General features: G+C 37.8%; 24 protein-coding genes. 8 read left to right on the top strand and 16 right to left on the bottom strand.

The window, feature by feature from the left end:
* Positions 1-34: 34 nt before the first annotated feature.
* The 6 genes from FB379_RS16170 to FB379_RS16145 all read right to left on the bottom strand — a co-directional run bounded on the left by FB379_RS16170 (position 35) and on the right by FB379_RS16145 (position 3,775).
* The gene (locus tag FB379_RS16170) at positions 35-961 is read right to left on the bottom strand and encodes a YybS family protein (RefSeq protein WP_066251762.1); all 927 of its coding nucleotides are present in this window, start codon (positions 959-961) and stop codon (positions 35-37) included.
* Between the two features lie 126 nt (positions 962-1,087).
* Positions 1,088-1,324, bottom strand: coding sequence for a 30S ribosomal protein S18 (gene rpsR / locus FB379_RS16165; RefSeq protein ID WP_044748995.1), 237 nt, complete (start codon positions 1,322-1,324; stop codon positions 1,088-1,090).
* Positions 1,325-1,367: 43 nt separating this feature from the next.
* Positions 1,368-1,865, bottom strand: coding sequence for a single-stranded DNA-binding protein (gene ssb / locus FB379_RS16160; protein ID WP_063387761.1), 498 nt, complete (start codon positions 1,863-1,865; stop codon positions 1,368-1,370).
* Between the two features lie 66 nt (positions 1,866-1,931).
* A complete protein-coding gene (gene rpsF, locus FB379_RS16155) occupies positions 1,932-2,219 on the bottom strand; it encodes a 30S ribosomal protein S6 (RefSeq protein ID WP_063387760.1) in 288 nt (95 codons plus the stop codon).
* Positions 2,220-2,322: 103 nt separating this feature from the next.
* Entirely contained in the window at positions 2,323-3,420 is a 1,098-nt protein-coding gene (gene ychF, locus FB379_RS16150; protein WP_063387759.1) for a redox-regulated ATPase YchF, read from the bottom strand.
* 148 nt (positions 3,421-3,568) lie between these two features.
* Positions 3,569-3,775 carry a DUF951 domain-containing protein gene (locus FB379_RS16145; RefSeq protein ID WP_063387758.1) on the bottom strand — a complete coding sequence of 69 codons (207 nt, stop codon included), beginning with the start codon at positions 3,773-3,775 and terminating at the stop codon, positions 3,569-3,571.
* Between the two features lie 250 nt (positions 3,776-4,025).
* Between FB379_RS16145 and yyaC the strand changes: the two genes are divergently transcribed.
* Positions 4,026-4,643 carry a spore protease YyaC gene (gene yyaC / locus FB379_RS16140; RefSeq protein ID WP_063387757.1) on the top strand — a complete coding sequence of 206 codons (618 nt, stop codon included), beginning with the start codon at positions 4,026-4,028 and terminating at the stop codon, positions 4,641-4,643.
* Positions 4,644-4,656: 13 nt separating this feature from the next.
* On the opposite strand, the gene FB379_RS16135 is transcribed toward yyaC, so the two are convergent.
* The 10 genes from FB379_RS16135 to rpmH form a co-directional block, all read right to left on the bottom strand.
* On the bottom strand, positions 4,657-5,511 hold the full coding sequence (locus FB379_RS16135; RefSeq protein WP_063387756.1) for a ParB/RepB/Spo0J family partition protein: 855 nt from the start codon (positions 5,509-5,511) through the stop codon (positions 4,657-4,659).
* Positions 5,504-6,265, bottom strand: coding sequence for a ParA family protein (locus FB379_RS16130; protein WP_063387755.1), 762 nt, complete (start codon positions 6,263-6,265; stop codon positions 5,504-5,506). The genes FB379_RS16135 and FB379_RS16130 overlap by 8 nt, the downstream gene beginning before the upstream one ends.
* 266 nt (positions 6,266-6,531) lie before the next feature.
* Entirely contained in the window at positions 6,532-7,374 is an 843-nt protein-coding gene (noc, locus tag FB379_RS16125) for a nucleoid occlusion protein (protein ID WP_063387754.1), read from the bottom strand.
* A 105-nt stretch (positions 7,375-7,479) separates the two neighbouring features.
* Positions 7,480-8,196 carry a 16S rRNA (guanine(527)-N(7))-methyltransferase RsmG gene (gene rsmG, locus FB379_RS16120; protein WP_063387753.1) on the bottom strand — a complete coding sequence of 239 codons (717 nt, stop codon included), beginning with the start codon at positions 8,194-8,196 and terminating at the stop codon, positions 7,480-7,482.
* Between the two features lie 36 nt (positions 8,197-8,232).
* The gene (gene mnmG / locus FB379_RS16115; RefSeq protein WP_063387752.1) at positions 8,233-10,119 is read right to left on the bottom strand and encodes a tRNA uridine-5-carboxymethylaminomethyl(34) synthesis enzyme MnmG; all 1,887 of its coding nucleotides are present in this window, start codon (positions 10,117-10,119) and stop codon (positions 8,233-8,235) included.
* Between the two features lie 17 nt (positions 10,120-10,136).
* Positions 10,137-11,522 (bottom strand): tRNA uridine-5-carboxymethylaminomethyl(34) synthesis GTPase MnmE, encoded by a 1,386-nt coding sequence (gene mnmE / locus FB379_RS16110; RefSeq protein WP_063387751.1) that lies wholly within the window; start codon positions 11,520-11,522, stop codon positions 10,137-10,139.
* Positions 11,523-11,980: 458 nt separating this feature from the next.
* Positions 11,981-12,649, bottom strand: a complete 669-nt coding sequence (gene jag, locus FB379_RS16105; RefSeq protein WP_063387750.1) for an RNA-binding cell elongation regulator Jag/EloR — start codon at positions 12,647-12,649, stop codon at positions 11,981-11,983.
* Positions 12,646-13,419 carry a YidC family membrane integrase SpoIIIJ gene (gene spoIIIJ / locus FB379_RS16100; protein WP_063387749.1) on the bottom strand — a complete coding sequence of 258 codons (774 nt, stop codon included), beginning with the start codon at positions 13,417-13,419 and terminating at the stop codon, positions 12,646-12,648. Before spoIIIJ ends, jag begins: the two co-directional genes overlap by 4 nt.
* A 102-nt stretch (positions 13,420-13,521) precedes the next feature.
* Positions 13,522-13,872, bottom strand: a complete 351-nt coding sequence (gene rnpA, locus FB379_RS16095) for a ribonuclease P protein component (protein WP_063387748.1) — start codon at positions 13,870-13,872, stop codon at positions 13,522-13,524.
* Positions 13,873-13,958: 86 nt separating this feature from the next.
* A complete protein-coding gene (rpmH, locus tag FB379_RS16090; protein WP_063387747.1) occupies positions 13,959-14,093 on the bottom strand; it encodes a 50S ribosomal protein L34 in 135 nt (44 codons plus the stop codon).
* Positions 14,094-14,592: 499 nt separating this feature from the next.
* On the opposite strand from rpmH, the gene dnaA reads away from it, so the two are divergent.
* From dnaA to FB379_RS16055, 7 genes are all read left to right on the top strand, one after another.
* Positions 14,593-15,957, top strand: coding sequence for a chromosomal replication initiator protein DnaA (gene dnaA, locus FB379_RS16085; protein WP_063387746.1), 1,365 nt, complete (start codon positions 14,593-14,595; stop codon positions 15,955-15,957).
* A gap of 204 nt (positions 15,958-16,161) precedes the next feature.
* On the top strand, positions 16,162-17,298 hold the full coding sequence (gene dnaN, locus FB379_RS16080) for a DNA polymerase III subunit beta (protein ID WP_066251628.1): 1,137 nt from the start codon (positions 16,162-16,164) through the stop codon (positions 17,296-17,298).
* A 166-nt stretch (positions 17,299-17,464) separates the two neighbouring features.
* Complete coding sequence (gene yaaA, locus FB379_RS16075; RefSeq protein WP_066251626.1) at positions 17,465-17,680, top strand: S4 domain-containing protein YaaA; 216 nt, start codon at positions 17,465-17,467, stop codon at positions 17,678-17,680.
* Positions 17,681-17,695: 15 nt separating this feature from the next.
* Entirely contained in the window at positions 17,696-18,805 is a 1,110-nt protein-coding gene (gene recF, locus FB379_RS16070) for a DNA replication/repair protein RecF (RefSeq protein WP_066251623.1), read from the top strand.
* 195 nt (positions 18,806-19,000) lie between these two features.
* Positions 19,001-20,926, top strand: a complete 1,926-nt coding sequence (gene gyrB / locus FB379_RS16065; protein ID WP_063387742.1) for a DNA topoisomerase (ATP-hydrolyzing) subunit B — start codon at positions 19,001-19,003, stop codon at positions 20,924-20,926.
* An 80-nt stretch (positions 20,927-21,006) separates the two neighbouring features.
* Positions 21,007-23,463, top strand: coding sequence for a DNA gyrase subunit A (gyrA, locus tag FB379_RS16060; protein ID WP_066251621.1), 2,457 nt, complete (start codon positions 21,007-21,009; stop codon positions 23,461-23,463).
* A 239-nt stretch (positions 23,464-23,702) separates the two neighbouring features.
* On the top strand, positions 23,703-24,803 hold the full coding sequence (locus FB379_RS16055) for an HD-GYP domain-containing protein (RefSeq protein ID WP_066251618.1): 1,101 nt from the start codon (positions 23,703-23,705) through the stop codon (positions 24,801-24,803).
* Positions 24,804-25,036: the final 233 nt, after the last annotated feature.

Raw genomic sequence — 25,036 nt, 5'->3', positions numbered from 1 at the left:
TATTCAGCTCCTTGCAAAAAGAACGAACCAAGGCCTAACGTATTTTTTCGCGGAGATTAAACCCTAAATCAATGATTCCCAATATTCGTACTGGATAAAGAAGAATTGGCAAAATAAATGTTCCAATTACAATCAATACCGGCACTGCTTTCGAAAGTTTTTTCACATGACAAAAATAAAAAATAAAGGAAAACCCTTGAATTAAAAGCACAGTCTGTAAAACAAACACAATATTGTAAAGCGCGATATTTAAAAAAGATTCTTTAGGCAAATTGATAAGCATAAGGAGAGTGGCGATTAAATAATACCAAATAATACTTTTTGGAAATTTCCAGTCGCGGAAAGGGGTGATTGTTCCAACATTCAATTTTAATCTTTTTATAATTCCAATGTTCAATATATGTATAATCACGGCTAACATAAATGACACAATGACAAACATGCTCGGAAGCAAGTTCATTAATAAATCAAACTGCTCGTTCATTTGCTCCATCATTGTTTTTTTCATTTCTTCATCCATTGAAGGGAATGCGGCTAATGTTTCCCTTACTGAAGACTTGGTTTGTTGTATAACATCACTAAAAAGATCAACGCCCAAAAAAACAATTGATAACGCATAATCAAGAACGAAATTGATGAGCAATGAAATGGTGCCGCCTATTAACGCAAACAGCTGCCGTTTTTGACGATAAAAGTATGCCATTATGATACCTGTCACACTGAACATGAGCCCAATCGGCAGCGAAACGATGGAGCCGACCAAAAATGTCATCACGATTGATGCTAATAATAAAACAAAAGACTGCTTGATTCCGTGGCGGATACCGAAAATAATAAACGGCGTCGAAAGGAAAAATATTGATATAACGCTTAATATCGGAACATATAAAGTAATTAATAGAAAAACGGTATAAATAGCAACGAATATAGCACCTTCTGTTAAAACATTCGTACGTTTCACAGACTCACCTCAATCAAGACTCATACCATTATTTTAATCTAGACTTTTTAAACAATCAAATCATGGTTTCATTTAACGGACAAGAAAAAAGCAACAAGGGATTCACCTTGCTGCCTTTGAAATTTCTTATTTATCATCTGCAACATAAGGAAGCAATGCCATTTGACGGGCCCGTTTAATGGCAACTGTTAATTTCCGTTGATATTTTGCACTCGTTCCTGTTACACGGCGAGGCAAAATTTTTCCGCGTTCAGAAATGAATTTTTTAAGCAAATCAACATCTTTGTAATCAATGTGCGTAATGCCGTTTGCTGTGAAATAGCACACTTTCCGGCGTTTACCGCGGCCTCTGCGTCCAGCCATTACAATTCCTCCCTTCTTTACATTTATCTAGGCGTACAATCGGTTAAAATGGTAAATCATCATCTGAAATATCAATCGGTTGTCCATCATTAGCAAATGGATCATCGTCAAAGTTTTGGTGGTTCTGATTATTCCGGTTTGGATCAAATGGTGCACCGCCATATGGATTTGCATTTCCTTGATTTCCTGCAAAAAATCCCGAATTATTCCCGACTGCGGCACTCTTCGGTTCTAAAAATTGAACGCTGTCCGCCACAACCTCTGTTACAAATACTCTTCTTCCCGTTTGATCTTCATAGCTGCGTGTTTGAAGACGGCCATCAACACCCGCAAGGCTGCCTTTTTTTAAATAGTTGGCTACGTTTTCCGCAGGACGCCGCCAAACGACACAGTTGATAAAATCTGCTTCGCGTTCCCCTTGCTGATTTGTAAAATTTCGATTAACTGCCAATGTAAAGGTTGCAACGGCTACACCGCTGGGCGTGTATCGTAATTCGGGATCTCTTGTAAGCCGACCGACCAAAACGACACGATTCATCATTTCAGAACCACTCCTAAAATGTCTTTTAAGATGATATTACCATTTTAACACGTATATTGGAACAAATTACTCTTCTTCTTTAACAATGATATGACGTAAAATATCTTCATTGATTCTTGCCAAACGGTTAAATTCTTCAACCGCTTGAGGTGAAGCTTGAACGTTTAAAATCATGTAAATACCATCTCGGAAGTCTTTAATTTCATAAGCGAGACGGCGTTTTCCCCATTCCTTCACCTCTGTAATCTCCGCACCATTGTTCACAAGAATGCCGTTAAAACGCTCAACTAGCTCTTTTTTAGCATCCTCTTCAATGTTTGGACGGATAATATACATAATTTCGTATTTTCTCATTCTCTTACACCTCCTTTTGGTCTTGACGGCCCAATTCGGGCAAGGAGTAATTATCATTACTCACAAACCAAGATTATAGCAAAATTTTATTGATCCCGCAACATTAGACATTGAATCGAAAATGAATAATATCTCCGTCTTGAACCTCGTAATCTTTTCCTTCCAATCGAACCTTTCCAGCTTCTCTTGCAGCAGCCATCGAACCTGCCTCAATTAAGTCTGTATAGGAAACTGTTTCGGCCCGAATAAATCCCCGTTCAAAATCAGAATGAATGATGCCTGCGCACTCAGGTGCTTTCATTCCTTTGCGGAACGTCCATGCCCGAACCTCTTGTTCCCCAGCAGTAAAATATGTGGCGAGTCCCAGCAAGCTGTAAGATGCTTTAATTAATTGATCTAAACCAGATTCTTGAATTCCAAGCTCCTGCAAAAACATTTCTTTTTCTTCCGAATCAAGCTCGACCATTTCAGATTCAATTTTTGCACATACGACAATTACTTCGGCATTTTCCGCAGCAACATATTTGCGCACTTTTTCCACATATTCATTACTTCCAGAGGATATATCTTCCTCACTAACATTTGCTACATAAAGTACAGGTTTAATGGTGAGCAAATGAAGCTGTTTTACATATTTCATCTGTTCTTCCGTGAATGAAACAGAACGGGCGGGCTTTTCATTTTCAAACGCTTCTTTTAACTTCATTAAAATTTCATATTCAAACATAGCTTGCTTGTCTTTTTGTTTTGCTATTTTGGCAACGCGATCGATCCGTTTATCAACTGTTTCCAAATCGGCCAAAATTAACTCGATGTTAATTGTTTCAATATCTGCAATCGGATCCACTTTTCCGTCAACATGCGTAATATTTTCATCATCAAAACAGCGAACAACATGGCAAATTGCATCCACTTGGCGAATGTGAGACAAAAATTTATTGCCAAGGCCTTCTCCCTTGCTTGCCCCTTTGACAATTCCTGCGATATCAGTAAATTCAAATGTTGTCGGAACCGTTCTTTTCGGCTTAAATAATTCTGAAAGCTTTTGCAGGCGATAATCAGGCACTTCAACAATTCCTACGTTCGGATCAATGGTGCAAAACGGATAGTTCGCACTCTCGGCCCCCGCTTGTGTGATCGCATTAAACAGCGTTGATTTTCCAACATTCGGAAGACCAACAATACCAGCAGTTAATCCCATGAATTTTCCACTCCTCTTTTTGTACGGACACTATCTCATCAACTAATCTTCACCCATTATAGATAGGAACAAGAAAAATGACAAGCTTTCATCCTCCAAATCGATCAGCTCTATAAAAAAAAGACTGCCGATTTAAGGCAGCAGTCTTTCATTGTTGCTTCTCACTATGTTTTTCAATGACTTTTTTCATCTTTCTTACAAATTCTTTTCTCGGCATGAGAACACTATGGCTGCAACCTTCACATTTAATACGGATATCCATTCCCATTCGGATCACTTTCCAGCGATTTTCTCCGCAAGGATGAGGTTTCTTCATTTCAACAATATCATAAAGGTCAAATTCCTTGTTAACCATCTAAGCCGTCATCATCCCTTCCTTAAATATTCCATTTATAGCAAACATACAGTATATCTTTTTAGTTAAAGCGAAAAGCCATCTATACTTAGATGGCGCCATGATAGATTTATTTTAACAAGTTTTGTATTTGATTTGTACCTTTCATCAAGCCAATTCCGTTTGAAGGTATAAACACTATTCATTTTTAGGTATAGAAAATTTAAATATTCCGTATACTGGTAATACTATTTCAGGGGGTGAATGGCCGATGAATGTAAAAACAAATTTTTTCCCTTATAAAAAAGAAAAAGAAAGAATCTTTTATCATCATACAGATGCTGTTACTAAATTATCACTAAAAATTGGAAGTCTTATACCAAAAGAACATCAAGATTCCATCGTCGTTTTATGCATTGGAACAGATCGTTCAACAGGAGATGCGTTAGGTCCGATAGTCGGAACGAAGCTAATGGAACAAAATTTAACTCATGTTCATATATTTGGGACTTTGAAATCTCCGGTTCATGCTGTCAATTTAGGAGAAACGATTGAGACAATAAACAATCAGTTCGAACATCCCTTCATCATTGCTGTGGATGCTTGTTTAGGTCTCTATCAAAACATTGGTTCTTTTCAAGTAGCGGAAGGTCCCTTAAAGCCAGGTGCAGCTGTCAATAAATCGCTTCCGGCGGTCGGAGACATGCACATCACTGGAATCGTTAATGTCAGCGGCTTTATGGAGTTTTTTGTTTTGCAAAATACGAGGCTCCATCTTGTTATGAGCATGGCTGACGTCATCTCAGCAAGTTTGATCAATACCTTCAATTCTATAAGGGAATCTGAACAATCAAACGTATCGCTATTTCGAAGAGGGTTTGAATTTTAGCTGTTCTTCAACATCAAGATGATACTTTTACATCCAACAGTTCTAAAATACGCACCAAATCTTCTTTCGAAAAAAACTCAATCTCTATTTTACCTTTCTTCTTTTGCTGCTTAATGGAAACGGATGTTCCAAATTTTTCTCGTAAAAACGATTCTTGTTCACGTATAAAAGCATCTTTTTTCTCTATCTTTTTCTTTGTTTCACGTGAAACACTTTCATTCATCTGCTGCACTAACTGTTCTACTTGCCGGACATTTAAATTTTCTTTTAAAATTTTATTCACTAAATATTCAAGTTTCTCTTTTTTCTTTATGCCAAGCAATGTTCTCCCATGACCCATTGATAGCTTGCCTTCAGATATCAATGTTTGGACGAACGGTGGAAGGCTTAGGAGCCGCAAATGATTGGCAATATGCGGACGGCTTTTGCCAAGACGTTTTGCCAATTCTTCTTGTGTAATGTTCAAATGCTCCAAAAGCGATTGGTACGCTTTCGCCTCTTCGATCGGGGTTAAATCTTCCCTTTGCAAATTTTCTAATAGAGCGATTTCCATCATTTGCTCATCTGTCAACTCTTTCACAACTGCCGGAACTGTCTTAAGCTTCGCTTCTTTTGCTGCTCGATAACGGCGTTCACCGACTACAATTTCATAGCCTTTTATGCTCTTTCGGACTATCAGCGGCTGTAAAATTCCGTGCTGCAAAATGGATTGCTTAAGCTCTTCAATCGAACCAGGGTCAAATGTTTTTCGCGGTTGATAAGGATTTGGACGTAAATCCCCTATTTTAATATCTTGCACCACTTCTTCCTTATTCAGTTCTAAATTGGCAAAAAGTGCATTAATTCCTTTCCCTAATCCTCTAGCCATTTGCCACCACTTCCTTTGCTAATTCTAAATAAACCTCTGCTCCTTTGGATCTTGAATCATAAAGGATAATAGGCTGTCCATGGCTCGGTGCTTCACTAAGCCGCACATTTCGTGGAATAATGGTTTGATACACTTTGTCTTGAAAGTATTTTTTTACCTCATCAATTACTTGAATGCCTAAATTAGTCCGCGCATCAAGCATTGTCAGCAATACACCTTCAATCATCAAATCCGAATTCAAATGTTTTTGAACCAACCGAATAGTATTTAACAGCTGGCTTAATCCTTCCAAAGCATAGTACTCGCATTGAACTGGAATAATGACCGAATCCGAAGCCGTTAGCGCATTGAGTGTTAAAAGTCCGAGCGAAGGCGGGCAATCTATTAATATGTAATCATATTGCTGCTTCACTGGTTCAAGCGCTCTTTTTAATCGGACTTCACGGGAAATCGTCGGAACTAATTCAATTTCAGCACCTGCAAGTTGAATAGTTGCTGGAATCACATCAAGATTTTCAATCTGTGTTGTTTTAATGACTTTTTTTACATCTGCATCCTCTACTAAAAGATCATACACACAAAGGTCGACATCCGCTTTTTCAATACCAACCCCACTTGTCGCATTACCTTGAGGGTCTATATCGACTAATAGAACCCGCTTTCCTGTGTATGCTAAGCAAGCTCCGAGGTTAACGGAAGTTGTTGTTTTTCCAACGCCGCCTTTTTGGTTCGCTATGGAAATGATCTTACACACGGTGTCACCTGCTTTCTCCTACTTCAAATGTTCTATTGTATTTTATTTTATCACGAAAATGCTTAATTGTAGGTGATATCTTTGGGGATGTTTCACAAACTTTTTTCTTTTGTAGGTGGAAATGCTAGGAATTCATCCTTTTTTCGAAAAAAATAAAATATTGTCGTATTTCCCGGAAAATAATTTGTTGCTGTCGAACATTCTGTCCAAGTCTTTTTGCTAAGTTTTTTTATAATAAAAAACTCTTCACGAAAAAGTGTGAAGAGTTATTTTGGAATTTTGATCGTTAATTGTATATAGTTTTCAAATTCTTCTTCTTTTGAATCTATTTTAACTCCTGTTTCAGCCACCATAGTCAAAGATTTCCGAATCGTATTCAAAGCAATTCTCGTATCTCTGCTGAAAGCTTTTCTTTTCGGTTTTTGCTTTTCTTCTTTTTGGTCTAACATTTTAACTACGCGATCTTCTGTTTGTTTAACATTTAACTGTTTTTCAATAATTTCGTTTAACAATTTAATTTGCAATTCATGATCTTTTAAAGGAATGAGTGCTCGCGCATGACGTTCCGTAATGGATTTGTTTAACAATGCCTCTTGAACTTCTTTTGGGAGCTTCAGCAGACGTAGTTTATTGGCAATCGTCGATTGTCCTTTTCCAAGCCTTTGAGCTAGCGCTTCTTGAGTCAGCTGATGGAGTTCAATTAATTTTGCATAAGCAACTGCTTCTTCAATGGCTGATAATTCTTCCCGCTGCAAGTTTTCAATTAAGGCGATTGAAGCGGTTTCTTTATCATTATAATTTTTTACTATAGCCGGAATTTCCATCCATCCAAGTTTTTTGACAGCTCTCCATCTTCTTTCCCCGGCAATAATTTCATACCGTTCATCCGTTTTTCTGACAACAATCGGCTGTATAATGCCATGAGTTCGGATTGTTTGCGCCAATTCATCAATTTTATCTTCAGAAAAAACAGTTCTCGGCTGAAATGGATTAGGGACGATCTCATCAACAGGAATATGCAAAATTTCTTCTTTTACATCTTTTTCTTCTTCAAAGTCCGTCACATCTTTTTCCCCAAAGCCAAATAATCGAGAAAAAGGATGCTTCATATGCTGACACCACCTTTAGAAACTACCAGCATTTATTAAATTTCTCGTTTTCTAGACAAATTTCCTGCTAAAAATGACAAACAAAAAATATTATTTTCGAACAAGTTACTCAATAGGCATTTTATTTGGTGTGCCGGGCTTCCTAGGATACTTTTTCGGAGTAGCACGATGTTTATGAATCACAATGATATTGCGCTGACTTTTTTCAATGGGCAATTGAAAGGAATGAATCGTCTGGACTTGTCCGCCAAATAATGAGATCGCTTTATTTGCCCCTTTTAATTCTTCTTTTACCGATTGAGCCTTCAATGCCAAAAAATCACCATTTACTTTCACGAGCGGGATACAAAGTTCACTTAGTACGGATAATCGTGCTACAGCCCTAGCTGTCACGATATCAAAAGATTCCCGAAATATTTTCTTTTGACCGAACGTTTCCGCACGATCGTGGTATAAAAAGACATTTTCCAAATTTAGTTGAGCAGTTAAATGCTCTAAAAACGTAATTCGTTTTTTCAAAGAGTCAACGATTGTCAACTGCAAATGAGGAAAGCAAATTTTCAGCGGAATGCCGGGAAAACCAGCACCCGCTCCAACATCGCAAACGGAAAGAGGTCTGTTAAAATCATAAAAAAAAGCAGCCGAAATAGAATCATAAAAATGTTTGATATACACTTCTGTCCGATCCGTTATGGACGTCAAATTCACTTTTTCATTCCATTCCGTTAGGAGCTTAAAATATGCTTCAAATTGTTCCAATGCTTGTGAGGAAAGTGAAATCCCTCTTTCCTCCAGCAACGTTTGAAACTGAATACTGTCCATCGCTCTATCCTTTCGTCTCCATTGTAATAAATCTCTTTATTCATTAGACACGCGGGCGATACGGCCTTGTTCCAAATAAACAAGTAAAATAGAAATATCCGCCGGATTGACGCCTGATATGCGTGAAGCCTGTGCAACTGATATCGGCCGAACCTGTTTTAATTTTTGCCGCGCTTCTGTTGCAAGTCCATTGATAGCGTCATAATCAATGTCTTCTGGTATTTTTTTGTTTTCCATGCGTTTTAATTTCTCTACTTGCTGCAACGATTTTTCAATATATCCTTCATATTTGATTTGAATTTCTACCTGCTCCTCCACTTCTTTAGGCAAAGCTTCACTTTCGGTAAGCATTTTTATATGTTCATAATTTATTTCTGGACGCTTCAAAAGGTCTGAGGCACGGATGCCGTCTTTTAACGGACTTCCTCCGACTTCTTCAATCAATTTTTGAGTCTGTTCATTCGGCTTGATAATGATGGAACGGAGGCGTTTTTTCTCATTTTCTATCGCTTCTTTTTTGGCCAAAAACTTTTCATACCGCTCTTTTTTAATCAAACCGATTTTGTATCCGAGTTCTGTCAAACGCAAATCCGCATTGTCATGGCGAAGGAGAAGACGGTATTCGGCTCTTGATGTTAAAAGACGGTATGGTTCGTTCGTTCCTTTTGTCACCAAATCGTCTATTAATACACCGATGTAAGCATCAGAACGGCTGAGAATGATCTCTTCTTTATTCAACGCTCTTCTAGCAGCATTAATACCGGCCATAATTCCTTGACCAGCTGCTTCTTCATATCCTGAAGTTCCGTTAATTTGTCCTGCCGTATATAAATTTTTCACTTTTTTCGTTTCTAGCGTCGGCCATAGCTGTGTTGGTACGATCGCATCATATTCAATGGCATATCCAGCTCTCATGATTTGTGCATTTTCAAGCCCCGGAATGGTAGATATCATACGGCGCTGTACATCTTCCGGCAGGCTTGTAGAAAGCCCTTGAACATAGACTTCTTCCGTATTACGGCCCTCAGGCTCCAAAAAGATTTGGTGGCGCGGTTTATCATGGAAACGGACAATTTTATCTTCAATAGACGGACAATAACGAGGTCCTGTCCCTTTGATCATACCAGAATACATGGGCGATCTGTGCAAATTTTCGTCAATGATTTTATGAGTTTCACTGCTTGTATACGTCAGCCAACAAGGAAGCTGATCGGTAATATATTTCGTTGTTTCGTAGGAGAATGCACGCGGCTCCTCGTCTCCAGGTTGAATTTCTGTTTTGCTGTAATCAATGGTTTTACTGTTGACTCTTGGAGGTGTCCCTGTTTTAAAACGAACAAGTTCGAATCCAAGCTTTTCTAAATGCTCTGACAGCTTAATGGACGGCTGTTGATTGTTTGGTCCGCTTGAATAAGAAAGGTCGCCGATAATGATTCTTCCACGCAAAAACGTCCCTGTTGTTAAAACAACTGTTTTCGAACGGTATTCGGCTCCTGTCTGCGTCACGATCCCTTTGCATATACCGTCTTCTACAATTAATTCTTCGACCATTCCTTGAAGCAATGTTAAATTTTCTTCCTGCTCCAGCGTCTTTTTCATTTCCCTTTGATATAAAACTTTATCGGCTTGTGCCCGAAGTGCACGAACAGCAGGTCCTTTTCCTGTATTTAACATTCTCATTTGAATATATGTTTTATCAATGTTTTTTCCCATTTCTCCGCCAAGCGCGTCAATCTCACGGACGACAATTCCTTTTGCCGGCCCGCCGATTGAAGGATTACATGGCATAAAAGCTACCATATCCAAATTAATGGTCACTACTAATGTTTTAGCACCAAGCCTTGCAGCCGCAAGACCCGCCTCACAGCCCGCATGACCTGCGCCAACCACGATTACATCATATTCACCGGCTTGATATCGCATCAAATTCACACCCTTTCCTATTTACCTAAACAAAATTGCGAAAACAACTGATCAATTAAGCTTTCATGTACACTGTCGCCAATAATTTCGCCGAGGAGTTCCCACGTTCTTGTTAAGTCGATTTGAACAATATCGATTGGGACGCCTTGTTCTATTCCCTCTATAGCCTCTTCAACAGCTTTTTTGGCCTGAGATAACAACGCAATATGGCGTGTATTGGAAACATAAGTTAAATCATCTGCTTGAAGATCCCCTTTAAAAAACAAAGAACTGATCTGTTGTTCCAATTCATCGATCCCTCTATCTTCCTTTAAGGAAGTGGTCACAATTGGATGTCCATTGGCTAGCTTCTGCACTTCATCCATATCGATTTTCTTCGGCAAATCAGTTTTATTGACAATGACAATAAAATCCGTTCCCTTCACGGCTTCAAACAATTTTTTATCTTCTTCCGAGAGCTCTTCGTTATAGTTTAGCACAAATAAAATTAAATCAGCTTCTTTCAATACCTGTCGGGATCGTTCCACACCGATTTTTTCTACAATGTCTTCCGTCTCACGAATTCCAGCCGTGTCGATAAGACGGAGAGGAACACCTCTCACATTGACATATTCTTCTATTACATCCCTTGTCGTTCCTGGTATATCAGTTACAATCGCTTTATTTTCATGAACGAGTCCATTGAGCAAAGAAGATTTGCCAACGTTTGGCCGCCCAATTATAACGGTTGATAAGCCTTCCCTCAATATTTTCCCTTGGTTAGAAGTTGAAAGCAGTTTTTCAATTTCGTCTCGCACGTACGAAGCTTTTTCAATTAACATATTATGTGTCATTTCTTCGACATCATCATATTCGGGGTAATCGATGTTGACTTCAACATGTGCAAGCGTTTCAAGAATTTCCTGACGCAGCCGTTTGATGCGCTTTGAAAGACGGCCTTCCATTTGCCCAAGAGCAACATTCATTGCTTTATCGGTTTTAGCCCGAATTAAATCAATCACAGCTTCCGCTTGAGACAAATCAATTCTTCCATTTAAAAATGCTCTCTTCGTAAATTCTCCTGGTTCCGCCAAACGAGCGCCGTGCTTAAGAACTAGCTGCAAAACGCGGTTAACTGTTACGAGACCTCCATGGCAATTGATCTCAACAACATCTTCTCTTGTAAATGTTTTAGGCGCCCGCATGACAGAAACCATCACTTCTTCAACCATTTCTTGCGTATCGGGATCAATTATTTTTCCATAATGAATCGTATGGGTTGGAACATCTTTTAATTGTTTCTTTGCAGGGCTTTGAAAAATGCGATCCGCAATGTCCACCGCCTCATCGCCGCTTAAGCGGACAATCGCAATGGCTCCCTCTCCCATCGGGGTGGAAATTGCTGCTATTGTATCAAATTCCATTGTCTCACCTCGCTTTTTGTTGCGATCTATCATAAACCAATCCGGCAGTTGTTTTCATTCACCAAAGTTTAAAAATACCATATAGTCTAGAAAAAAGAAAAGCACAATGTTTATCCACAAAAAAATTATCTAATTTATTATTTTAACTTATCCACATGTTCATAACAATATTTCGCTACTTTTCACTTATTCACAATACCGTAACGTTTAAGAAACAAGCCAGATAATCTTCCATGGGGTTAGATCTGCATGTCTCGTAATTCAAAATAATGAACAACGAAATGATTGATAACTGGAGAAACAGCTTAAAAAACTGCTGGGCTTGAAAAATCAAAGAGGTACCAAAAAAGTTGAAGAGTCTTTAATAGAGGTTGACAGAAACCGAAAATTTCTTTTTAAAGGCATCAATTTGGAGGCTAAAAAAAATGATGAATTGGCTTTCCAATTCATCAAAAAACTTATTTTGGTGCGATGACGACATATCGATTGGGCTCTGTTCCGACTGAATACGTTTGAACCCTTTCATCTTCCATTAACGTTGAATGAATGATTTTTCTTTCAAAAGAAGGCATGGGCTCCAAAGAAAATTCCTTATTTGTTTTTACAACTTTATCTGCCAATTTTACCGCCAATTGAGTCAAAGTCTCTCGGCGCTTTTCACGATAATTTTCAGCATCCAAAATAATGGGTACGTAATCGGTTGACGTTTTATTCGCTACAAGCTGTGTCAAATATTGCAAGGAATTTAACGTTTGTCCTCTTTTTCCAATTAGAATTGCCAAATTTTCCCCTTTAATATTAAAATACGCTGTTTTTTCTTCAAGTTTAATATCAACGGAAGCTGTAATTCCCATTTCTTTTATAACCTGCTCAAGGAAATTTTTCGCCTCGTCCAATGGATTAAGGTCCGTATTCTCGTTCCATTTTAACAAAGCACCCGTCAATTCGCTTGTTTCCTTTAATTTCACATGGACAATGGCAGGTTTTTGGCCAAATATCCCAAAAAGCCCTTTTTTTCCTTCATCGATAATTCGAATATCCACTTGTTCCTGCTCAACATTTAATTCTTTTAAGGCTTTCTTCACAGCATCCTCAACGGTCTGTCCAGTAGACGTTATTTCTCTCACTTTTGAGCTCCTCCTGCCTTTTCAGAAGCTTTGCGTATATCTGAACCTTTGATCACAAGAGTTTGGACAATCATAAAAATATTTCCGACTACCCAATAAAGTGATAAAGCTGCTGGGAACGACACCGCAAAAATGACAATCATAATCGGCATCATCCAAAGCATTGTTTGCATTTGCGGATTTATGTTTTCTGTTCCTGCCATCATTAATTTTTGCTGAACAAATGTCAAAATGCCTGCTAAAAGAGGTAGAATAAAATAAGGATCTCTCTCACCTAGATCGAACCATAAAAAGCTGTGTTCAGCAATTTCCCGGGTTCTCATAATGGCATGGTAAAATCCAATTAAAATTGGCATTTGAATTAATAGTGGTAAACAACCGGCAAGAGGATTAACACCATGCTTTTGAAATAAAGCCATTGTTTCTTGTTGAAGCTTTTGCTGTGTTTTTTGGTCTTTCGAACTGTATTTCTCACGCAACTTTAAAATTTCCGGCTGAATTTCCTGCATGGCCTTTGAATTTTGAATTTGTTTGATCATTAACGGCAAAATCGCTAATCGAATTAAAATGGTTACGATGATAATGGATAAACCATAATCATTTCCAAATAGCTGCGCAAAATATGTAATTAACCAAGAAAGCGGATAAACAATGTACTGGTTCCAAAAACCTTCACTGTCTTTTGTAATCGGTTCATTTATTTCCGTACACCCGGACAAAACAGATGCTAGTCCAAGAATAGCCAGCAATAATACTATTCGCTTCTTCAAAAAAACTTCCTCCTAACAAATTCTATATATCATAATTAAAAATAATCCGTTTCCATTCAAAAAGTATTTTACCATCTTTTTTGTAAAATTGCTTTTGATTTCTTAATGATTTTTTGTCTGATAAATGTTCATTTTTATAAAAAGATGAACAAGACTTTTTTTTACCTCATGATAATTCATTTGCGCAGACGGTTTCCTCGCAATAATAATATAATCCTTCCCTTTAGCGATATTGTCCTTCTCTTCTAAAAATACTTGACGAATCAAACGTTTTACTTTATTTCTCGTCACGGCATTGCCAATTTTTTTACTGACAGACAGCCCGATCCGAAAATCTTTTATATCCGGCTGATCAAGCATATAAATAACGAACTGTCTATTCGCCATTGACTTTCCTTTTTGAAATACTTTTTGAAAGTCCTTATTTTTTTTTATCCGGTTCCTTTTTTTCATTCCATTCACTCCGACTCTCCGATTTACTCGAGAGATCAAGTAACTTCATTTTGTGTAAAAAAGACCACTGACTTTTTTTCAGTGGTCTACGCTGATAATACTTTTCTTCCTTTACGGCGTCTCCGAGCTAAAACCTTTCGACCGTTTTTTGTGCTCATCCGGCTGCGGAATCCGTGAACTTTGCTGCGTTTTCTTTTATTTGGTTGATATGTTCTTTTCATTCTATGACACCTCCCCGAGGATTAACTCTAAAAAGACAGTCTTTCTAATTATAGTAAAGGAATATCCTAATTGTCAACTAAGGTCCATTGTACTATCGGCAAACAACATTGTGGATATTTTTTTATAAAAAATACAGTTTTACAGCAATTATCGACATTTTTTTCACACATTTATCGACATGTGAATATTTTTTTCAACAGCATGTTGTCTTGTGGATAAACTTTCAAAACCCATTGCAACACATAGGTTATTTTGATATGATATTTGTGTTTTACCTCTGAATATCTTTCATTTATCATTATATTATCCACACGTTGTGGATAAATTGTGGAAAGTTGTTAACGGCCCTGTGAAGGAAGTTTTCCACACTCTCTGAATTTTGTAGAAAAGTTATTTTTCTACTATATTAAATATTTTTGTGCAAACATATGTGGAATGCATATTTATTCATTGTTCATTTTTTACAGCCGATGTAAAGGAGGGTGACCCCAAAGAGCCATGGAGAACATAGAGGACTTGTGGAATCGGGTGCTTGCCGAAATTAAAAAAAAGGTCAGTAAACCGAGCTTTGATACCTGGCTAAAATCTACAAAAGCACACGCTTTACAAGGTGATTTGCTCATCATTACTGCTCCAAATGAATTTGCGAGAGATTGGTTGGAATCCAGGTACCTGCATTTAATCGCGAACACAATATATGATTTAACAGGAGAAGAAATCGGTATAAAATTTATCATTCCGCAAAATTTGACAGACGATGAATTTATGCCTAAAGCCCCCATTAAAACATCGCCAAAAAAAGGGGAAGAGACAAATGAATTTCCCCAAAACTTGCTGAATCCAAAATATACTTTTGATACGTTTGTTATCGGCTCAGGAAATCGATTTGCCCATGCTGCATCCCTGGCTGTTGCGGAAGCGCCGGCAAAAGCATACAACCCGCTGTTTATTTATGGTGGCGTCGGTCTCGGAAAAACTCATTTAATGCATGCAATCGGCCATTATGTATTAGAACATAATCCTTCCGCGAGAGTCGTCTATTTGTCATCAGAAAAATTTACGAATGAATTTATTAACTCAATCCGTGACAATAAAGCCGATGAATTTCGCAATAAATACCGGAATGTTGATGTTCTATTGATAGATGATATTCAATTTCTTGCTGGAAAAGAACAAACACAAGAGGAATTTTTCCATACGTTCAACACACTTCACGAGGAAAGCAAGCAAATAGTCATTTCAAGCGACAGGCCGCCAAAGGAAATTCCTACTCTTGAAGACCGGCTGAGATCACGTTTTGAATGGGGGCTCATAACAGATATTACTCCTCCTGACCTCGAAACAAGAATTGCCATTTTAAGAAAAAAAGCGAAAGCTGATGGATTGGATATTCCAAATGAAGTCATGCTTTATATTGCCAACCAAATTGATACAAATATTCGTGAGCTAGAAGGTGCCCTTATACGCGTAGTAGCTTATTCTTCTCTCATTAATAAAGATATTAACGCGGATCTCGCGGCAGAAGCATTAAAAGACATTATACCGAGCTCCAAGCCTAAAATTATTACCATTCAAGAAATTCAACGTGTAGTTGGACAGCATTTTAATGTTAAATTGGAAGATTTTAAAGCAAAAAAGAGAACAAAGTCTGTTGCATTTCCAAGACAGATTGCCATGTACTTATCAAGAGAATTAACCGACTCTTCTTTGCCGAAAATTGGAGAAGAATTTGGAGGAAGAGACCATACAACAGTCATTCATGCTCATGAAAAAATTTCAAAGCTATTAGAAGAAGACCCACAGCTGCAAAATCAAATAAATGAAATAAAAGAACAGTTAAAGCATTCCATTCATTATCATTAGTTGAGGACATTGTGAATAACTTTGACATTGGCATGCACAGTTTATCCACATGTGGATAGACTGTGCTTCCTTTCATTAACATTGTTATCAACATATCCACAAGCCCTATTACTACTTATACTATATTTTTTAATTAAAAAATAATAATAATATAAAATGTATTTGTTTGATAGATGGCAGTGCAGCCTTAGAAGGAGGATTTACATGCAAGTTATTGTCCAAAAAAATAAGCTTGTTGAAAGCGTCCAAGATGTCATGAAGGCCGTCTCCTCTAGAACAACCATACCTATATTGACCGGAATAAAAATTGTCGCAACAGAAGAGGGCATTTCATTAACAGGCAGTGATTCAGACATTTCGATTGAGTCCTTTATACCTGCAGAAGAAAATGGAACGATTCAAGCGGAAATTATCGAGCCCGGAAGCATTGTTTTGCAAGCTCGTTTTTTTAGTGATATTGTGAGGAAGCTTCCGCAGGATAAAGTGGAAATGAAAGTGGAAAACCACTTTCTAACTATTATTCGATCAGGAAGTGCGGAATTTAATCTGCATGGTTTGGATGCAGAAGAATATCCAAGATTGCCGGAAATTGAGGAGCAAAACGTTTTTAAAATTCCATCAGATCTATTAAAAACCTTAATTCGACAAACAGTTTTTGCTGTTTCGGTTTCAGAAACAAGACCAATTTTAACCGGTGTAAACTGGCGTTTAGAAAATGGCGAATTAACATGTATTGCAACGGACAGCCATCGATTAGCTTTACGGAAAGCAAAAGTGGAAACCAATATTTCTGAAGCGCATAATGTCGTTATTCCGGGAAAAAGCTTAAATGAGCTGAATAAAATTCTTGATGAAAACGATGATCTTGTCGAAATTGTCATTACAGAAAATCAAGTTTTGTTTAAGACGAAAAACATATTATTCTTTTCACGTCTCTTAGACGGAAATTACCCTGATACGAGCAGACTTATTCCAATGGAAAGTAAAACGGATATTGTTCTTGACGCAAAAGATTTTTTACAAGCTATAGACCGCGCATCTCTTCTTGCAAGAGAAGGACGCAATAACGTCGTCAAGTTGACAACATTTCCTAACGGGAAGGTTGAAATCTTGTCAAATTCACCGGAAATTGGGAAGGTTGTCGAAGAAATTCATGCCAAAAATGTACAAGGAGAAGATTTAAAAATCTCCTTTAGTGCAAAATATATGATAGATGCATTAAAAGCTGTGGAAGGATCAGAAATTCGCATCAGCTTTACGGGGGCGATGAGGCCGTTTTTAATTCGTGTTCCCGAAGATGAAACAGTTTTGCAACTGATTCTTCCTGTCCGAACATATTAAACAGCTGTCACCGGTTCTTTATGATAAATTCTTCTATTTTGAAGTACTGGAAATAAAAATGAAAGCTACTAGTAATCAAAAAAGCTAGTAGCTTTCTTTTCGAATTGGGAAATATTTAGTAAAATAAAAAGTTAGAGACTATTTTGAGAAAGCGGATGAAATTCAGATGAAGCGTATGATTCAAATTAAAGGTGAATATATTACACTCGGACAATTTTTAAAATTAGCGGATGTCATCCAAACTGGCGGAATGGCAAAATGGTTTCTGCAAGAGCATGAAGTGCTCGTAAATTCTGAGAGGGAACAGCGCCGGGGAAGAAAATTAAGAGACGGAGACATCGTAGAAGTAAAAGAGATTGGAACCTTTATTGTAAAAAACTGAAGTTGGTGACCTTCATTGTATTTAAAAGAATTCAGTTTAAAGAACTACCGTAATTATGAGTCCCTTCATGTACAGTTTGAAAACAAAGTCAATGTGATAATTGGAGAAAATGCCCAAGGGAAAACAAATATGATGGAGGGCATCTATGTTTTGGCGATGGCGAAATCCCATCGAACCAGCAATGATAAAGAGCTCATTCAATGGGAGAAGGAATATGCTAAAATAGAAGGGAGAATAGAAAAACAAAATCGTTTTTCTACGGTTGAATTAATTATTTCCAACAAAGGGAAAAAAGCTAAATTAAATCATTTAGAACAAAAAAAATTAAGTGAATATGTCGGTCACGTCAATGTGATTATGTTTGCTCCGGAAGATTTGAATTTAGTTAAAGGAAGTCCGCAAATTCGCAGGCGTTTTATCAATATGGAAATTGGACAAGTTTCTCCTGTTTATTTGCACCAACTGAACAAATATCAAAAAATCATTCAGCAGAGAAATCATTATTTAAAGCTTCTCCAAACGAGAAAGCAGAAGGATGAAAAAATGTTGGATGTGCTTACACTTCAGCTGTGTGAGACAGCGAGCAATATCATTAAAAAAAGATATTTGTTTGTTAAACAGCTTGAAAAATGGGCACAACCGATTCATTCCAGCATTTCAAGGGGAATGGAGGAATTAAGAATTCAGTATAAGCCTTCTGTTGATGTATCAGAAGAAGCAGACTTGTCGAAAATAGTAGAAGTATACTATGACAGGTTTGCTAAAATAAGAGAAAAGGAAATAGAACGTGGAACGACGTTAGCCGGTCCCCACAGAGATGACCTTATTTTTTATGTGAACGGCCGGGATGTTCAAACATTCGGATCGCAAGGCCAGCAGCGCACAACAGCTCTTTCGCTGAAATTGGCCGAAATAGATTTGATCCATGAAGAGATTGGCGATTATCCTGTATTATTGTTGGACGATGTTTTATCAGAATTAGATGATTTTAGGCAATCTCATTTATTAAATGCCATTCAAGGGAAAGTGCAAACATTTGTGACAACAACAAGCGTAGATGGAATTGATCACAAAACCTTGAAGGAAGCGGCTATCTATCGTGTATCTTCCGGACAATTAATATAAATTATTTTTTTTTGAAACAGATCATGATGCTATTAAGAATTTTAACATCTGCAGCTTGTTTTTTACTCATGCATAGATCGTGTCATTACTTTGAAAAAAGCGGATCAATCCATTTAGATTTTTTTGTGGAAAAAAGATTTTTTTATCTATTCAATCGATTTTATGTTTATAAAAGTGTAGGTGATCATTGTGGCGATGGAACAAAATCATGAGGAACAAACAACATATGATGAAAACCAGATTCAAGTGCTGGAAGGGTTGGAAGCTGTTCGAAAAAGACCTGGAATGTATATTGGATCTACCAGTTCCAAAGGTCTTCATCATCTCGTTTGGGAAATTGTCGATAATAGTATAGATGAGGCTTTAGCGGGTTTTTGTACAGAAATAAATGTGACGATCGAAGAAGACAATAGCATAACAGTAAAAGATAATGGACGGGGAATACCCGTCGGAATACAAGAAAAAATGGGAAGACCAGCCGTTGAAGTCATCATGACTGTACTTCATGCCGGAGGAAAATTCGGAGGCGGAGGCTATAAAGTTTCTGGTGGACTCCACGGTGTAGGAGCTTCAGTTGTGAATGCACTGTCAACAGAACTGGAGGTATTTGTTCATCGTGATGGAAATATTTACTATCAAAAATATCGCCGAGGTGTCCCTTGTGAAGATTTGAAAATTGTCGGAAAAACGGATACGACAGGAACCATTGTGCATTTCAAGCCTGATCCTGAAATTTTTAAAGAAACAACTGAATATGATTATGATACGTTGGCGTCGCGTTTGCGAGAACTTGCCTTTTTAAACCGCGGAATCAAGATCACATTAGAAGATAAGCGGGACGAAAAAGGACGGCAAAATTTATATTACTATGAAGGCGGCATTATCTCCTATGTAAAGCATCTCAACCGTACAAAAGAGGTTCTTCATGAAGAACCGATTTACATTGAAGGAGACAGAGATGGAATAAAAATAGAAATCGCTCTTCAATACAATGATGGATATACAAGTAATATTTACTCTTTTGCTAATAATATTCACACTTATGAGGGCGGTACTCACGAATCCGGCTTTAAAACTGCTTTAACTCGCGTCATTAATGATTACGCTAGAAAAACTGGATCTATTAAAGAAAACGATCAAAATTTATCAGGTGAAGATGTTCGTGAGGGGTTAACCGCGATCATTTCTGTCAAACATCCTAATCCTCAATTTGAGGGACAAACGAAAACAAAGCTCGGGAATTCCGAAGTAAGAACAATTACTGATTCCATTTTCTCGGAAATGTTCGAAACGTTTCTTTTTGAGCATCCGCAAACAGCCAAAAAAATTGTGGAAAAAGGTCTGATGGCGGCAAGAGCCCGTTTAGCTGCCAAAAAAGCAAGGGAATTAACGAGAAGAAAAAGCGCATTAGAAGTTTCAAATTTGCCTGGGAAATTAGCAGATTGTTCGTCAAAAGATCCATCCATCTCAGAATTGTTTGTCGTTGAGGGTGATTCTGCCGGCGGTTCTGCAAAGCAGGGACGGGACAGACATTTCCAAGCTATTTTGCCCTTGAGAGGAAAAATTTTAAATGTTGAGAAAGCACGTCTTGACAAAATATTATCTAACAATGAAGTGCGTGCTATAATCACTGCCATTGGAACAGGGATTGGCGAAGATTTCGATGTTTCGAAGGCGAGATACCATAAAGTAGTGATCATGACGGATGCCGATGTGGACGGAGCGCATATTCGTACATTGCTGCTTACCTTTTTCTATCGGTACATGAGGGGAATTATTGAAAAAGGATATGTTTATATTGCGCAGCCTCCTTTATATAGAATTCAACAAGGCAAAAAGGTTGAATATGCGTACAATGATCGTCAACTCAATAAAATTTTGTCCAATCTTCCAAGCCAACCGAAGCCAAGCATTCAACGCTACAAAGGACTTGGAGAAATGAATGCTGAGCAGCTTTGGGAAACAACAATGAATCCGTCAACTAGAACTCTGCTGCAAGTAACGTTGCAGGATGCGATCGATGCGGATGAAACGTTTGAAATTTTAATGGGAGATAAAGTTGAGCCTCGCCGCCAGTTTATTGAAGAAAATGCACGCTATGTAAAAAATTTGGATATTTAATCGATTTGTTCACCCCATTCTCATTTTGATTTCTCCATTAAGTGAGGTTTGGGAATTGCTTTTTACGGAGGTAATAAAAAATGGCTGAAAACAAAGAATCGCAAATACAGGAAGTCAATATAAGCCAAGAAATGCGTTCATCCTTCCTCGATTATGCGATGAGCGTCATCGTGTCGCGCGCCTTACCTGACGTCCGTGACGGACTTAAGCCTGTTCACCGGAGGATTCTTTATGCCATGCATGACCTTGGCATGACTCCGGATAAACCGTATAAAAAATCTGCAAGGATTGTAGGAGATGTGATCGGTAAGTACCATCCACACGGAGATTCAGCTGTTTACGAGACGATGGTGAGAATGGCCCAAGATTTTAACTATCGCTATATGCTGGTGGATGGTCACGGAAACTTTGGATCCGTTGATGGAGACGCCGCAGCTGCGATGCGTTATACAGAGGCGAGAATGTCAAAAATTTCAATGGAACTTTTGCGTGACATTAATAAAGACACCATTGATTATCAAGATAATTATGACGGATCGGAAAAGGAGCCTGTCGTTCTTCCTTCCCGTTTCCCGCACTTGCTCGTAAATGGCGCATCCGGAATTGCAGTAGGAATGGCGACCAACATTCCTCCACATCAAATCGGCGAAGTAATCGACGGTGTTCTGGCATTAAGTAAAAATCCAGACATCACCATTGGAGAGCTAATGGAAATCATTCCTGGACCGGACTTTCCGACGGCAGGACAAATAATGGGGAAAAGCGGCATTCGGAAAGCTTATGAGACCGGACGAGGATCGATCACGCTCCGGGCAAAGGTTGAAATTGAAGAAAGAGAAAACGGGAAACAGGCAATTATAGTGACTGAGATTCCGTACCAAGTAAATAAAGCAAAACTTATTGAAAAGATTGCAGAGCTTGTCCGTGAGAAAAAAATTGACGGTATCTCCGATTTAAGAGATGAATCTGATAGAAAAGGTATGCGCATTGTCATCGAAGTTCGGAGAGATGCAAATGTCAACGTGCTTTTGAATAATTTATATAAACAGACGGCATTACAAACAAGCTTTGGAATTAATATGCTTGCTTTAGTAGACGGAGAACCGAAAGTATTAAATTTAAAACAAATTTTAGAGCATTATTTAGATCATCAAAAAGTCGTTATTAGAAGACGTACTGCTTTTGAATTAAGAAAGGCTGAAGCGCGAGCGCATATTTTGGAAGGGTTAAGAATTGCATTAGATCATATCGATGAAGTGATTAACCTGATTCGAAGCTCCAAAACAACAGATATTGCCCGCGAAGGATTGATGGAAAAATTCAGCTTAACGGAAAAGCAAGCACAGGCCATCTTGGATATGCGGCTCCAGCGCCTGACAGGCCTTGAACGAGAAAAAATAGAAGAGGAATATAATGAGCTTATAAAGCTAATTGAAGAGTTAAAAGGTATATTAGCCAGCGAAGAAAAGGTTTTAGACATTATTCGCGAGGAATTGGAAGAAATAAAAGAGCGTTTTAATGATGAACGCCGTACAGAAATAATCGCAACAGGTTTAGAATCTTTTGAAGACGAAGATTTGATTCCAAAAGAGAATATTGTCATTACGCTTACCCATAAAGGCTATATTAAGCGCCTCCCTGTTTCTACTTACCGCAGTCAAAAGCGTGGCGGAAGAGGCATTCAAGGAATGGGAACTAATGCTGACGACTTTGTTGAGCATCTTTTAACAACTTGTACACACGATACTATTTTATTTTTTACAAATAAAGGAAAAGTTTATCGAGCAAAAGGATATGAAATCCCTGAATATGGACGAACAGCTAAAGGGCTTCCGATCATTAATTTATTGGAAATAGACCAAGATGAATGGATCAATGCCATCATCCCTGTTCCAGGATTTGTTGATGATTGGTTTTTATTTTTTGCGACAAAAGAAGGAATATGTAAACGATCACCGCTTTCTCAATTTTCCAATATACGTAACAGCGGTTTAATTGCGCTGCACTTACGCGAAGGGGACGAGCTTATCTCCGTACATTTGACAGATGGTACAAAAGATATTGTAATTGGAACAAAAAATGGAATGTTAATTCGTTTTCATGAACAAGATGTCCGGTCAATGGGCCGCACAGCTACGGGCGTAAAGGGAATTACGTTGGAAAAAAATGATGAAGTTGTCGGCATGGAAGTGCTGGACCCAGGTGTCGATGTATTAGTCGTAACTGAAAATGGGTACGGAAAACGTACGCACGAAAGCGAGTACCGAATCCAAACCCGGGGCGGCAAAGGTTTAAAAACATGCAACATTACCCCTAAAAATGGATCGGTAGTTTCTGTAAAAGCTGTTCGCGGTGACGAAGATTTAATGATCATTACTGGGAACGGCGTTCTGATTCGCATGGATGTCAATGATATTTCTTCAATGGGACGTAATACAGTCGGTGTAAAGCTTATTAAACTTGATGAAAATGAACATGTTTCAACGGTTGCGCTCGTTGAAAAGGAAGAGCAAGAGGAACAACAGGAAGAAGAATAAAAAGTGCTCTTTTTTGAAGGGTGATATCTGCTGAAACATATTCTGCCATCGGAAGGAAAAAATACTAATTTTAGGTCTACCACAGCTTTCAAAGCTGTGGTATTGTTAATTTATGGAGATCAAACGAATATTTCCTGATCTATATTCTGTGAAAAAAAGGTATTTTTCATTTTGAGGTTTGTTTACGTTCCTAAATGAATGGGTGCTAATTGATTTTTATTTAAAGGAGGGGGGTTCATTTGCGGATTCATGTCAAAAAATTGAAGCCGGGATTTGTCTTAGCAGAAGATGTTTATTCTTTGTCACCAAAACCAATTGCGAAAAAAGGCACTGTTATTAATGAGGAACATATTGAATTTTTTCGTGCATTTTTAATTAAAGAAGTTCAAGTCCGGACTTCTACTACTACAGGAGTAAAAGAAGCGAAAGAAGATATTTCCACTGATCAACCTCAAAAAAATGAGGCTGACGTTCAAAAAACGGAAAGTTCATCAAAAACTGCTTTTGAAGAAATTTTTGTACATTCAGTAGAACAGCTCCAAAAGTATTTTTTATCTTGGCAGTCGGGTGCTTCAGTAGATATTTACAAAATTAGAACTTTACTCCTCCCAGTATTAAAAGCTGGGTTTGATCAACCAGGCAAAATAATGGAGACTTATACAACATGTGATGCAAAAAATTATATTTGCCATCATTCTGTTTCTGTCTCTTTATTAAGCGCTTTAATTGCAAAAAAAATGGGATTTTTAACTGGAGAAGTAAATCAAATTGCTCTTGCAGGTCTGTTAAGTGATTGTGGGATGGCAAAAATTACTCCAGCAATTTTAACAAAAAAAGAAGCGCTAACAGAAAAAGAGTTCCTCGAGGTTAGAGAACATCCTATTCACAGCTATAATTTATTAAAAGATTTACCAGCTTTAACAGAAGGTGCGAAAGTTGCAGTCTTGCAGCATCATGAACGATTTGATGGATCAGGTTATCCTTTAGGAATTAAAGGCGTTCAAATTCATCCTTTTGCTAAAATCATTTCGTTTGCAGACGCATATCAAGCAATGATTTCTCCTCGTCCATATCGCAATGGACAATCGCCGTTTCACGTGTTGGATCAAATAGAAAAAGACCAATTTGGAAAATTTGATTTATCGGTTGTTCAAGCTTTCAAAAAAATATTTATAAAAGATATGGTAGGACGAACAGTAAGGCTTTCTAATGGAGCTTATGGGAAAATCGTTTTTATAAATGAAAAAATGGTTACAAAGCCGATGGTACAAGCAGAAGATTCCGATCAAATTATATCTTTGGAAAAGAGCAAGGATTTGTCGATTATAAAGGTTTTTTAGTTTTTTCGAAGATATAAAATAATGCTTGTCAAAAACGATTGAAACTGCTATAATCACTGAAGTCAGCAATTAAAATAAAAAAAGTGTTGACAACTATAAAGTATGATTTTATAATGTAAAAGTCGCTGTTTTTGATATATGATCTTTGAAAACTGAACAAAACGAAAAGCGTGCCTGTTGATTCTAAAAGAGCATTTGGTGACAAACTTTTTTTGGAGAGTTTGATCCTGGCT

It is taken from the genome of Aeribacillus composti, from assembly GCF_007827555.1.
Classification (GTDB): domain Bacteria; phylum Bacillota; class Bacilli; order Bacillales; family Aeribacillaceae; genus Aeribacillus; species Aeribacillus composti.
Note: the sequence above shows the minus strand (reverse complement) of the source record. Positions and strands in the feature narration are given on the sequence as shown.

Bases quoted from the DNA above. Each gene is read 5' to 3' on its own strand.
- rpsR (WP_044748995.1), bottom strand. From the start codon at position 1,324: ATGGCTGGACGCAGAGGCCGCGGTAAACGCCGGAAAGTGTGCTATTTC.
- ssb (WP_063387761.1), bottom strand. From the start codon at position 1,865: ATGATGAATCGTGTCGTTTTGGTCGGTCGGCTTACAAGAGATCCCGAA.
- rpsF (WP_063387760.1), bottom strand. From the start codon at position 2,219: ATGAGAAAATACGAAATTATGTATATTATCCGTCCAAACATTGAAGAG.
- ychF (WP_063387759.1), bottom strand. From the start codon at position 3,420: ATGGGATTAACTGCTGGTATTGTTGGTCTTCCGAATGTTGGAAAATCA.
- FB379_RS16145 (WP_063387758.1), bottom strand. From the start codon at position 3,775: ATGGTTAACAAGGAATTTGACCTTTATGATATTGTTGAAATGAAGAAA.
- yyaC (WP_063387757.1), top strand. From the start codon at position 4,026: ATGAATGTAAAAACAAATTTTTTCCCTTATAAAAAAGAAAAAGAAAGA.
- FB379_RS16135 (WP_063387756.1), bottom strand. From the start codon at position 5,511: ATGGCTAGAGGATTAGGGAAAGGAATTAATGCACTTTTTGCCAATTTA.
- noc (WP_063387754.1), bottom strand. From the start codon at position 7,374: ATGAAGCATCCTTTTTCTCGATTATTTGGCTTTGGGGAAAAAGATGTG.
- rsmG (WP_063387753.1), bottom strand. From the start codon at position 8,196: ATGGACAGTATTCAGTTTCAAACGTTGCTGGAGGAAAGAGGGATTTCA.
- mnmG (WP_063387752.1), bottom strand. From the start codon at position 10,119: ATGCGATATCAAGCCGGTGAATATGATGTAATCGTGGTTGGCGCAGGT.
- mnmE (WP_063387751.1), bottom strand. From the start codon at position 11,522: ATGGAATTTGATACAATAGCAGCAATTTCCACCCCGATGGGAGAGGGA.
- rnpA (WP_063387748.1), bottom strand. From the start codon at position 13,872: ATGAAAAAAAGGAACCGGATAAAAAAAAATAAGGACTTTCAAAAAGTA.
- rpmH (WP_063387747.1), bottom strand. From the start codon at position 14,093: ATGAAAAGAACATATCAACCAAATAAAAGAAAACGCAGCAAAGTTCAC.
- dnaA (WP_063387746.1), top strand. From the start codon at position 14,593: ATGGAGAACATAGAGGACTTGTGGAATCGGGTGCTTGCCGAAATTAAA.
- dnaN (WP_066251628.1), top strand. From the start codon at position 16,162: ATGCAAGTTATTGTCCAAAAAAATAAGCTTGTTGAAAGCGTCCAAGAT.
- yaaA (WP_066251626.1), top strand. From the start codon at position 17,465: ATGAAGCGTATGATTCAAATTAAAGGTGAATATATTACACTCGGACAA.
- gyrB (WP_063387742.1), top strand. From the start codon at position 19,001: ATGGAACAAAATCATGAGGAACAAACAACATATGATGAAAACCAGATT.
- gyrA (WP_066251621.1), top strand. From the start codon at position 21,007: ATGGCTGAAAACAAAGAATCGCAAATACAGGAAGTCAATATAAGCCAA.